The 11,455-nt window shown below is 61.8% G+C and carries 12 protein-coding genes; 4 read left to right on the forward strand and 8 right to left on the reverse strand.

What is annotated here, in order from left to right:
- Positions 1–65: 65 nt before the first annotated feature.
- The 5 genes from KBB96_RS05980 to tal all read right to left on the reverse strand — a co-directional run bounded on the left by KBB96_RS05980 (position 66) and on the right by tal (position 4,145).
- Positions 66–842, reverse strand: a complete 777-nt coding sequence (locus tag KBB96_RS05980; RefSeq protein WP_211633465.1) for a TatD family hydrolase — start codon at positions 840–842, stop codon at positions 66–68.
- A 111-nt stretch (positions 843–953) separates the two neighbouring features.
- Positions 954–1,418 (reverse strand): RidA family protein, encoded by a 465-nt coding sequence (locus KBB96_RS05985; protein WP_211633467.1) that lies wholly within the window; start codon positions 1,416–1,418, stop codon positions 954–956.
- Between the two features lie 12 nt (positions 1,419–1,430).
- Complete coding sequence (locus tag KBB96_RS05990) at positions 1,431–2,540, reverse strand: M23 family metallopeptidase (RefSeq protein WP_211633469.1); 1,110 nt, start codon at positions 2,538–2,540, stop codon at positions 1,431–1,433.
- A gap of 5 nt (positions 2,541–2,545) precedes the next feature.
- On the reverse strand, positions 2,546–3,046 hold the full coding sequence (locus KBB96_RS05995; RefSeq protein ID WP_211633472.1) for a hypothetical protein: 501 nt from the start codon (positions 3,044–3,046) through the stop codon (positions 2,546–2,548).
- 136 nt (positions 3,047–3,182) lie between these two features.
- A complete protein-coding gene (gene tal, locus KBB96_RS06000) occupies positions 3,183–4,145 on the reverse strand; it encodes a transaldolase (RefSeq protein ID WP_211633474.1) in 963 nt (320 codons plus the stop codon).
- A gap of 192 nt (positions 4,146–4,337) precedes the next feature.
- Between tal and KBB96_RS06005 the strand changes: the two genes are divergently transcribed.
- On the forward strand, positions 4,338–5,042 hold the full coding sequence (locus KBB96_RS06005) for a type II secretion system protein (RefSeq protein WP_211633477.1): 705 nt from the start codon (positions 4,338–4,340) through the stop codon (positions 5,040–5,042).
- A 48-nt stretch (positions 5,043–5,090) separates the two neighbouring features.
- Positions 5,091–6,017 carry a Gfo/Idh/MocA family protein gene (locus KBB96_RS06010; RefSeq protein ID WP_211633479.1) on the forward strand — a complete coding sequence of 309 codons (927 nt, stop codon included), beginning with the start codon at positions 5,091–5,093 and terminating at the stop codon, positions 6,015–6,017.
- Positions 6,018–6,074: 57 nt separating this feature from the next.
- Here the strand turns inward: KBB96_RS06010 and msrB are convergent, their stop codons facing one another.
- Complete coding sequence (gene msrB, locus KBB96_RS06015) at positions 6,075–6,644, reverse strand: peptide-methionine (R)-S-oxide reductase MsrB (RefSeq protein ID WP_211633481.1); 570 nt, start codon at positions 6,642–6,644, stop codon at positions 6,075–6,077.
- 53 nt (positions 6,645–6,697) lie between these two features.
- Positions 6,698–7,504 (reverse strand): ATP-binding cassette domain-containing protein, encoded by an 807-nt coding sequence (locus KBB96_RS06020; protein WP_226373654.1) that lies wholly within the window; start codon positions 7,502–7,504, stop codon positions 6,698–6,700.
- 222 nt (positions 7,505–7,726) lie between these two features.
- Between KBB96_RS06020 and KBB96_RS06025 the strand changes: the two genes are divergently transcribed.
- Positions 7,727–9,433: a GspE/PulE family protein gene (locus KBB96_RS06025; RefSeq protein WP_211633485.1), complete on the forward strand. Its 1,707-nt coding sequence runs from the start codon at positions 7,727–7,729 to the stop codon at positions 9,431–9,433.
- A gap of 49 nt (positions 9,434–9,482) precedes the next feature.
- The gene (locus KBB96_RS06030) at positions 9,483–10,781 is read left to right on the forward strand and encodes a type II secretion system F family protein (protein WP_211633487.1); all 1,299 of its coding nucleotides are present in this window, start codon (positions 9,483–9,485) and stop codon (positions 10,779–10,781) included.
- A gap of 71 nt (positions 10,782–10,852) precedes the next feature.
- Here the strand turns inward: KBB96_RS06030 and KBB96_RS06035 are convergent, their stop codons facing one another.
- Positions 10,853–11,452: a 2OG-Fe(II) oxygenase gene (locus KBB96_RS06035; protein WP_211633490.1), complete on the reverse strand. Its 600-nt coding sequence runs from the start codon at positions 11,450–11,452 to the stop codon at positions 10,853–10,855.
- Positions 11,453–11,455 lie beyond the last annotated feature (3 nt).

Consider the following 11,455-nt stretch of genomic DNA (forward strand, 5'->3'; position numbering starts at 1 on the left):
CAATCCTTTCCATAAGTTGCATGAAATTGTCAAATCCGGAACCTGCCGTTCTTGATTATGCCGGATCAGCCGCGGAAGAAACGGCAAAAGTTCTCCGTGGTCCGCACTGCGATTCCGGGGCTATCCAGCCCCATGGCCGCAGCGAATCCTCTCGCGATGGCCGACAGATTAGCCGGGTGGTTGGCCCCTTCCAACGGGTGGGTAATGAAGGCATCCGGGGGCAGCATGTCCGGGGCGTCCGTCTCGATCAGGATGCGATCAGGAGGGAGTTGTCGGAATGTCTCCACCACTTCCGCCTTCCGTGCTTGGAGAAAATAACCGGAGAACGAGAAGTAGGCACCCAGCGGAATCAATCGTCGTGCGGTTTCGATTGAGCCATTGAACGAATGCATCAAAAAGCGTCGTGGAGGCTGCATCCGCCCGAACGATTCGAACAACGGCTGCCACGCCTTCAGGCAGTGGATCACCACCGGTCTGTCGAATTCGCGGGCAAGCCGCAACTGGGCTTCGAATACCGGCGACTGTACTGCGATGTCCGGTTCCTTCACCCAGCGGTCCAGACCACACTCGCCGATGGCCGCTCCGGGTGAACGGTCCAGCAGCGCGTGCAGACGGTCCTCCCATCCCGGTGCCGCCAGATGGGCCTTCCATGGATGGACGCCGTAGGCTGGAAGCACGAAGTCCGGATGCTCCATAGCCAGGGCTTCAACCAGCGGCCAGTCATCCTCGCATGTCGCGTTGACCATGCAGGCGTCGATGCCGCTCGCACGCATCTCCGCGATCACCGGCGCCGGATCACCGAGACGCGGATCATGCAGATGATTGTGGGCATCGATGAACATCGTGGATGATGAGCAGTCTGGACTCCTTTCCCGTGGAATCCAACGCCCATGACAAAAAAGAAGCCGGAACCTTCCGGGTTCCGGCTTCCGCTTCAAAAGCGAATGAGGAGTTCAGTCCTCAACCTCAACAATGAGGTTGATCTCCACGGCCACATTCAGTGGCAGCGCGCTGACACCGAGGGCGGTGCGGGAGTGTTTGCCGCGGTCGCCGAAGATTTCGACAAGAAGCTCGGACGCGCCATTCACCACCTTCGGATGATCATAGAAGTCCGGAGCGGAGCTGACGAAACCATTGAGAGTGACGATGCGCTTCACCTTGTCCAGCGAACCGATCTCATCACGGATGATGGCGATGCGGTTGAGGATGATGATGCGTGCGCCTTCATAGGCTTCCTCGATGGAAACCTGCCCCGGCACCTGGCCGATGATCTTGCGGTCGCCATCAATGGGCAGACCACCGGAGAGGAACAGGAGATTGCCGGTGCGGACGCAGTTCACATACGCGGCGATGGGGGCGGGGACGGACGGCAGCTTGAGGCCGAGGGACTCGATCTTGGCGAGGGTGTTGTCAGACATGGTTACGGAAAATCAGTTGGGCTTGGGCTTCGGCTTCAACGGTTTGACGACGACAGGTTTCTCCGTCTTCTCCTTGTCGGTTTTCTCCGGCGGAGCGACCGGGAAGTCATCGCTGATCAGGGCGACAAGCTGCTTGCCGCCGATGCTGAGCGAGCCGGTGCCATTGTCTCCTTTCACCAGACCACGGGTGAGATACTGGTGGGGCACGGACGCATTCTTGAGATAGGTGATGGTGGGGCCGCTGACGATGCGTTCACTGGCATTGAAGGCCACGGGCTGGCCGGTGGCGCTGAACGAGATCTCCCAGGACTTCGCCTTGTCCGCATCGCCATGGAGCATCCAGTTGTAGCGGCGTGCGAATTCCGGGATGATGCCCTTCGAGGGCACGGTCACCTTGAAGTGTACCGGTGTGGACGCGACGAAGGCATTGAAGGTGAGTCCGGGGTTGGAGCGCCGCTCGATGAAGAACCGGGCGGCATCCACGCCGGTGAAGTTCTGGCCGTTGAAATTGCCGTGGGCGTTCTTCGCTCCGCCGATCGCCTTGTTCCAATCGTCGTAACGGTCGGAGATTTTCAACACGATCTCGAGGTGGACATGGGCACGGGTGCGGTCGATGCCCGCGCCGGTGAATCCCATCTTGCCGAGCGGGCCGCCGCATTTCACCGGATCACCCGGCTTGCAGGTGATCTCGGAAAGGTGGGCGTAGATGGAGTAAACGGCGGTGTTGTCCCAGTTGTGCTCCACCACGACATACTTGCCGTAGTTGCTGGCGCCGGCCACCGGGCTGACATAGGCCACGGTGCCGTCCGAGATGCTGTTCACGATGTCGAGCGGGTTGCCCGCCTTGTCGCGCTCCATCGGGCAGATGTCGATGCCCTCGTGGAACTTGCACATCACGACCTCGCCATTGATGCGGGCCGGATTCCGGACGAAGCCGTAGCCGCCGCCTTCCCAGGCCTTCGTCTTCTGGCCTTCGAAGTCGCGGTCGATGTACATGTAGAATTTGTCCAACTGTCCCTTGTAGAGAAAGTCGTTCGCCGTGGGCAGGCGGATGTCTTCGCCGCCCGCGTTCAAGAGGGCGGAAGACAGGAAGAGGGCGGAGACGATGCGGCGGAGGAACATGGCCGTCATTGCTTCTTGTCCTTATCCTTGTCTTTGCCCTTGCCGCTGCGCGGCACGAGCTTGTCCAGTTCCTGGATCTCCAGAGCATTCGTGCCCTTCCAGATGACCAGCTTGCCATCGGTGATCTGCTTGTCGATCAAGGCGGCATCCACCGGGCGGCCGTTGATCATCGCGAGAAGGTAACGGTCCGGATTGGTGGCGGTGATCGCGGCGAGGCGGGTGGCGGCGTTACCCTTCAGGGTGATGAGGAGGCCGTAGCTGCCATCGTTCGCCTGGAATGCGGCGAAGTCCTGGATGTCGCGCACGGTGAAGTCCGACAGGCGGCGGAAGATCCGCTGGCGTCCGCCCACGGGCGCCTGGAAGATCATCTTGGGATTGTCGTTGTTATCGGCCTCGATGTGGAAGGTCACGGTGACCTTGTCCTCCTTCTTCCCGCCGGCCAGAGCCGGGACGCACAGGAAGCCGAAGGTGGCCGAAAGGGTCAGGGCGAACAATCTGCGGTTCATACGTGTGGCGGGGATTGGAGCGGGGAAACCATCCGCCCGGAAGCAAAAAGACAGCCTCCGCTTCCGTGGCCAGCCACGAAAAAGCCGGAACCCCTCGCGGAGTTCCGGCTTTGGAAAATCAAACCGTGCGGACGGTTCAGCCGATGATGTCGTTCACCAGCTTCTCCAGCTTCACGATGTCCGCGGCGAAGCCACGGATGCCCTGGGCCGTTTTTTCGGTGGCCATGGCGTCTTCATTGAAGGAGTAGCGGAAGCTCTTCTCATCGAAGGAAACCTTCTTGAGATCGGCGGAAGCGGCGGCCTCTGCGGTCAGGCGGCGCTCGATCGGCTCGGTGGAAGCCTGGAGTTCGCCGAGCAAGCCCGGGCTGATGGTGAGGAGGTCGCAGCCGGCGAGGGAAAGGATCTCACCCTTGTTGCGGAAGGAGGCACCCATGATCTCGGTCTTGTAGCCGAACTTCTTGTAGTAGGTGTAGATCTGCTTCACCGAGATCACGCCCGGGTCCGCGTCGCCTTCGTAGGTCTGGCCGGTGGAGGCCTTGAACCAGTCGAGGATGCGGCCGACGAAGGGTGAGATGAGCTGCACGCCCGCCTCGGCGCAGGCCACGGCCTGGGCGAAGGAGAACAACAGGGTCAGGTTGCAGTGGATGCCTTCCTTTTCGAGGATTTCGGCAGCCTTGATGCCTTCCCAGGTGGAGGCGATCTTGATGAGCACGCGGTCCTTGGAGATGCCTTCCTTGGCGTAGGCGGCGATCAGTTCGCGGGCCTTCGCGACGGTGGCTTCGGTATCGAAGGACAAGCGGGCATCCACCTCGGTGGAAACGCGGCCCGGCACGATCTTGAGGATCTCAAGGCCGAAGAGGATGAGGATGCGGTCGAGCACGGCCTCGGTGAGCGCTTCACCGGTGAGGGAACCGCCCTTCAGTTCGGAAACGGCCTGCTCCACAAGGTGGCGGTATTCCGGCTTGGCGGCAGCCTGGAGGATGAGCGACGGATTCGTCGTGGCATCGCGCGGCTGGTAAGCCTTCATCGATTCGAAATCGCCGGTGTCGGCGACGACGGTGGTGAACTCCTTGAGTTGATCCAGTTGAGTAGCGCTCATGGCGGGGCCGAAGTAGGGGCAAACGCCGGGTCTGGCGAGCCCAAAAGGAGTTGCACGCGATTCGTTGCACTCATGGCTGCCAGCAGTCCGCCATGTGGATTCCCCGATCGCGCCCCTGATCGTGCGGACAGCTTCATAAACCAGCCGGTCCGGGGAATGGACAAACGCAAAAACGCGGCCTAGCTTTGCGGAATGGATTGTAAAAATACCCGGACTGAAAAACCCACCTTCCGTTCCAAGGGCTTCACATTGGTCGAGTTGCTTGTCGTGATTGCGATCATCGTGGTGCTGGCCACCGTTTCCACGGGCATTGCCGGACGAGCCATTCAGAAGGCGAAGCAAACCCAGGCGCTCTCCCAATTCCGCGATGTTTCCGTGGGAATCCAAGGTTTCATCGGGGATTACTCACGTCCTCCGCTGCCGGAGGCCGCGCGCACCGAGGGAATCGACACCGTTTATGGAGGCCCATCCTCAGAGGAGAAAACCAACTTCGTGATGGGGGCTCTGATGCCGAATGACACCACCCATTTCGTGGACATCCAGGATAAGATCAAGAGCGTGAATCCGCGCGGCGAAGTTTATGCGAATATCGCCCTCTCCCCGAAGAAGATGATGGGAATGGGTGAGGATGGCATCCTCTACGATCCCTGGGGCAAGGAGATCCTCATCGCGGTGAATGCTCCGCCCTATCAGGATGAGACCGCCACGGGTGCCGGTGGCGTCAAGGACCGCTTCCTCGATACCAGCAATCTCGCCGTGTACATTGATGCCAAGCCGCGCGACCAGGACTATGTGCTGTGGACCTACGGCAAGGATGGCAAGAAGGGCAAGCCCGCCTCCAAGCCCGATGCCATCGTCGGCCTTGCGGGTTCGGATGATGTGGTTTCGTTCCGATAAATCTTCCGGCGCTTGCCCTGCCGCCATCGGGTAGCCTAGCAAGAGCCCATGCAGAACATACGAGCCGGAGTAGCCGGTGCCGGAGCCATGGGGCGCAATCACGCCCGGGTCTATTCGCAACTGTCCGACGTCGATCTGACTGTCGTTTATGATGCGGATGCGGCCCGGGCCGAGGCGATCGCCAGTGAATTCGGCGCCACTCCGGTTTCCAGTCTGGAGGAACTCGCGGAGCGCTGCGATGTGGCCAGTGTGGCGGTGCCCACCGTGGCCCATCGTGAGGTCGGCTGCCGCTTGATGGATCTCGGAGTCCACGTGCTGATGGAAAAGCCCATCGCTCCCACGGTGGAGGATGCGCGGGTATTGGTGGAGACGTCACAGCGCACCGGCAAGGTGCTGCAGATCGGGCACATCGAGCGTTTCAACCCGGTGATGCAGGAGCTGGAAAAGAAGCTCACGCATCCGCGCTTCATCGAGGCGCACCGGCTTTCACCCTTTCCGAACCGCAGCATCGACATCGGCGTGGTGCTGGACCTGATGATCCACGATCTGGAGATCATCCTCCATCTCGTGAATTCCCCGATCGCCACCATCGACGCGGTGGGGGTTTCCGTTCTCACGCCGAACGAGGACATCGCCAACGCACGCATCCGCTTTGAAAACGGCTGCGTGGCGAATGTCACCGCCAGCCGCATCAGCCCGGACAAGATGCGCAAGATCCGCGTCTTCCAAGAGGACTGCTATCTCTCGCTCGACTACCAGGAGCAGTCCGGCCAGGTCCACTGGAGGGACGGCATGCAGATTCAGCGTGGCACGGTGGAAGTGGAGCCCGGTGAACCGCTCAAGCTGGAGCTGGATGCCTTCGTACGCAGCGCGGCCGCGGGCGTCACTCCGAAGGTCAGCGGCCAGCAGGGCACGGCGGCGCTCGGTGTGGCGCTGGAGATCACACGGATCATCCGCGAAGGCTTCGCTCGCTGAACGGGCGGGGGAGTGGAGGCGGAAAACTCCGCCTCCGGCGCCTTGGTGCGGCGGCGGTTACTTGCCCGCCGCTTTCTCGTCCTTCTTGGCCTCCGCGGTTTTGGCTTCCGCAGGCACGAATTTCAGCGCGATGCCATTGATGCAGTAGCGCTGGTCGGTGGGGGTGTTGAAGCCCTCGCCCTTGAAGACATGGCCGAGGTGGCCGCCGCATTTGGCGCAGAGCACCTCCGTACGGGCCATGCCGCCGGAGAAATCATCGCGGGTCACCACGTTCTTCGCCTTGGAGGGATCGTAGAAGCTCGGCCACCCGCAATGGGAATCGAACTTCTCGTTCGAAGTGAAAAGTTCCGCGCCGCAACCGGCACAGTAGTAGGTGCCGCCGCCTTGTTTCTTGAACTGATCGTAGATCTCACCGTTCGGGCGCTCGGTGCCTGCCTGGCGGAGGACGCGGTATTGCTCAGGGGTGAGGATCTTCTTCCATTCGGCATCGGTCTTCTCGACCTTGCCGGTGGGTTGGGCTGGGACTTCCTTGGAGGTTTCCATGGCGGTTTTCCGGTTTTCCTCGGCCTTGCACGCCCCCAGCATCAAGGGCAGGGCGAGCGCGGACAGCCAGCGGGAGTGGAACATGGTGGGGATCATACGCGTATCCATGGGAGACGCAACCCGGCGGAAAATTCCCGTCATGCGGCCGGGGCTTCGGCCAGCTTCGGAATCGCGGCGAGCAGACGCTTCGTGTAGTCGTTCTGCGGGTGGTGGAAAACTTCCTCCGCGCTGCCGGATTCCACGATTTTGCCCTTGTACATCACGGCGATCCGGTCCGCCAGATAGTGGACCACACCGAGGTCGTGGGAGATGAAGATGAGAGTGAGGCCGAGATCCTTCTGGAGCTTTTTGAGAAGATTCAGGATCTGGGACTGGATCGAGACGTCCAGAGCGGACACCGGTTCGTCCGCGATCACCAGCTTCGGCTCCGGGGCGAGAGCCCGGGCGATGGCGATGCGCTGGCGCTGCCCGCCGGAGAACTCGTGCGGATACTTGCGCATGGTCCCGGCATCGAGGCCGCAGGTGGCCATGAGCGCTTCGACCCGCTCGACCAGCGCCTGCTTGGCAAGCTTCGGATGGCGTTGTCTCACCGCCTCCGCCAGCGTGGAGAACACCGTCATGCGTGGGTTCAGCGAGGCGTAAGGGTCCTGGAAGACCATTTGGAAATCGAGCCGGCGTTTCCGGATCTCATGATGGGGCAGCTTGGAAAGGTCCTCGCCGTTCAGGACCACGGAACCGGAGGTCGGCGGCGTGAGCTGCATCAGCGTGCGGGACAGGGTGGACTTGCCGCAGCCGGATTCGCCGACGAGGCCGAGGATCTCGCCTTTCTCAATCGACAGGCTGACACCGTCCACCGCGCGGATGGTTTCGGTGCCCGAGGAGAACAGCCCTCCGGCGCGCTTGGTGAACTGCTTGTAGAGGTCTCGGATTTCCAGATAAGCCACGGACCGGATGATGCACGCCGGGTGCCGTGTGGAAATGAAAAGGTGAAGAAGTTCACATTCCGGTAATTCGTCGTCCCGTGGCCTTCGTAAATCAAGGAGGGCGCCGGGAGTCGGACGCGAGCAGCCCGATGGTCTATGGGCAACAAATTTGCCCGATTGGTTCATTTTCCAGAGACAAAGTTGCCTCTCCGGCGGTTTTAATGGGAGAAGATTGCCAGCCGAATGACCCAGCTCCTGCTCGAACCCGCCCGCCGCACCGGATGTGACGACCTCAAGGCCGTCTCGGATGTCCTCGAAGGGGCCACCCAGCGCCAACGTTCTCCCATTCCGGACCTGCTCGATGCCGGCATTGTCGATGAGGAGAAATATCTCCGGGAACTGTCCGGGGAACTGGGCTTGGAATGGCTGGACAACATTCCCGCTCCGGACGCACCGCTGCCGCTGCGCGAGGCCTGCGGCCCGCGGATCGCCTTGAAGCACCGCTTGCTCCCGATCGCCATCGAAGGGGAGGGGCCTGCCGCCGTTCTGAAACTGGCCACTTTTGATCCTTTCGACCTCGTCGCCCGCCAGGCCGCGGCGCAGGAACTGCCAATGCGGGTGGAATGGACGATGGCCTCCCGCCGCCGCATCCACGAGGCCCTCCGCCGTCTTTACGGGGTGGGCGCGGACACCTTCGAGCAGATCCTCGAAGGCCGCGAGATGGACTTCGACAATCTCGAAGCCACCGACGAGGCCAACGTCATCGACAAGGACGACGACGAGGAGGCCAGCGTGGTCAAGTTCGTGAACCAGATCATCCGCGAAGCCCTCGATCAGCACGCGACTGATATTCACGTGGAGCCCCTCGCGGACAACCTCCGCATCCGCTACCGCCTCGACGGCCGCCTGTTGGAAGTCACGGTGCCGGAGAACATCAAGGCGCTCCAGAGCTCGGTGATCGCGCGTCTGAAGATCATGTCCCGCCTGGACATTGCGGAGCGCCGCCTGCCACAGGACGGACGTATCAATCTCCAGTTCGAAGGCCAGACCATCGACGTCCGCGTCGCCACCGTGCCGACCGTGGAAGGCGAGAGCGTTTCGCTGCGTTTGCTCAACCAGCAGAAGTTTAACCTTGAGAAGCTGGGCATGGAGCCCTTCGTGCGGCAGAAGATCGAATCGCTGCTGCACCTGCCGAACGGCATCATCCTGATCACCGGTCCCACCGGTTCGGGTAAATCGACCAGCCTTTACTCCTTCCTCAGTGAAGTGAACCACCCGGAGCGCCGCATCGTGACGGTGGAAGACCCGGTGGAAAACAAACTGCCGGGCGTGATGCAGATCGCGGTGAAGTCGGAAATCGGCCTCACTTTCGCCTCGGCCCTGCGTTCCATTCTCCGTGCCGACCCGAACATCGTGATGATCGGGGAAATCCGAGACCTTGAGACGGCGGAAATCGCGATCCGCGCCTCGCTCACGGGTCACCTGGTGTTCTCCACCCTCCACACGAATGACGCGCTCGGCGGCATCAGCCGTCTTGTGGACATGGGGGTGGAGCCGTTCCTCGTCTCCGCCGCCGTCCGGGCCTTCCTCGCCCAGCGCCTCGTCCGCCGCCTCTGCCCGCACTGCAAGGTGCCGCGCGAGGTGACGATGGAAGACCGCCGTGATCTCGGCATCCCGATGAATCTCGAAGGCCAGGCCTATGCTGCCAAGGGGTGCGACCGCTGCCGCAACAGCGGCTTCTCCGGCCGACTCGCCATCTACGAGGTGGCCATCCTCACCCACGCCATGCAGGAACTGGTGGCACACAGTGCCCCGGCCAACCAGATCCGCGCCCAGGCCGTGAAGGATGGCTATATCCCGATGCGCGGCTATGGCTGGCACAAGGTGATGCAAGGCCTCACCACCATGGAGGAAGTCATCTCGGTGACCTCCACTGATGTCGCTCACTAAGCTTCTCGCTCCGCTTTTCCGCTGAATCTCTCCTGAAACTGGTCCTGCCGTGCCCGTCTTCGCCTTCAAAGCCCTGAACTCCGCCGGTGCAGTCACCACCGGGGAAATCGATGCCAGCGACCGACCGGATGCCATGCGCTTGCTCGACAAGCGCGGTCTCCAACCGGTCAGCCTCCGGGAGAATGCCGCGGCCACGGTGCCGTCCGCCTCCAAGAACAAGGCCAAGGCGGAGACGAATTACGACAAGGCCGCGTCCAAGCCCGCCAAGGCGGCGAAGGAAGAGGCGATCCCCGAAGGTCCGCAGAAGATGAAGCGGGCCGAGGTGGTGATGTTCACCGAAGAGTTGTCCGACATGCTCGGAGCCGGCCTCCAGCTTGAGCCCGCGCTCAAATCGATGGAGAGCCGTCAGGAACTCGGCAACCTCAAGAACGTGGCCTACCGCATCCGCCAGGAAGTCCGCGATGGCATGAACTTCTCTTCGGCGCTCAAGCGGGCCAGCCCCAGCTTCGGTCCGCTGTATTGCTCGCTCGCTGCCGCGGGCGAGGCTTCCGGCGCGCTCGATACCATTCTCAAGCGCCAAGCCCACTACCTGAAGACGCTCCAGGAACTCCAGAGCAAGCTCATCCTTGCGATGATCTATCCGGCGTTCCTCGTGCTCGCGGGCATCGGCGTGTCGATCGTATTCGTCACCACGCTCATCCCGCAGCTCACCGAGCTCATCAAGAGCACGCCGGGCGGCAAGCTGCCACTGCCGATCCAGTGGATGACCGCCATTAGCAATCACCTTGGGGAATACTGGTATGTCTATGCGATCCTGCTGGTCGCCGCCGCATTGTTCTTCAAGGCATGGAAGGACAATGACGCGAACAAGCCGACCTGGGATCGCACGAAGTTGAAGATGCCACTCGTCGGGCCGGTCATCGCCAGCCGGTTCTACGTGCAGTTCCTGGAAACCATGGCAAACCTTGTGGGCAACGGCCTGCCGCTGCTCCGCGCGCTCGAACTGTCCCGCGACGCCACCCAGAACCTCTCGCTCCGCGGGGAATTGGACCGGGTGATCGATCAGGTCGGCGATGGCCGTGCCTTCTCCCGCGCCCTCATCCGCACCGGTGCCTTTCCGGCGTTGTTCGTGGACATGATCTCCGTGGGCGAGCAGACCGGCAAACTCGATCTATCCCTTCGTCGTGCCGCCGAGCGTTACGACAAGGAGTTGAACAAGGATCTCCAGCGCATCATGGCGCTGATCATGCCGACGATCCTCATCATCATGGCAGGTCTCATCGGCACCATGGCCTACCTGATGATCACCGCGATCTTCCAGACGATCTCGAACATCGGGGCGCACTGATCTCACGGGGAAACCGGGTCCGGATCACACCGGGCCCACACCTTCGCCTGATCGGCGGGAAGGGGATTCCGTCAGATCCTGAACCACCCCGTGATGCTCATCCGTGTCTTGTTCGCGGGCAGCACCTCATGCCAGAAGTCCCCGGCGCGGAAAAGCACCAGTGTTCCCATGCGTGGCTCGACCAATTCGAACGCGCCATCCTTGTCGTCGGGCGTGGTCCAGATTTTCAACTCGCCGCCATCGCCGGGTTGCCAGCCATCGTTCAGATAGAGGATGGCGGTGATGATCCGTGCCTGCGTGTTCTCGTGGCGGTCGAGATGAGCCTTGTAGAATCCTCCTGCCGGATAGATCGCGAAGTGGCCTTCATACTCGCGCAGTCCGAGAAAGAGTCCGCGGTTCATCGCCACGCGGAGTTCTTCAATGATGTCCAGCCACGCCGTTTGTGCGCGTCCGGCCTGCTCGCGATCCAGCCACAGCACATGATCGCGCCGGACATCCTCGCGGATCGCGAGACCGGTGCCGCGGCCGACTCCGGCGCGTTGGAATTCGCCCTCGTCCCAGCGCACCGCGCATTCGGTGGCCACGGTCCGGGCCATCGTGTCCGGGAGAAAGTCCGGCACGCTGATCCAGCCGGGACCGGCGAGGGCATCGAGAAGCGGATCGAAGTTCACGGC

It is taken from the genome of Luteolibacter ambystomatis (assembly GCF_018137965.1).
Taxonomy (GTDB): Bacteria; Verrucomicrobiota; Verrucomicrobiia; order Verrucomicrobiales; family Akkermansiaceae; genus Luteolibacter; species Luteolibacter ambystomatis.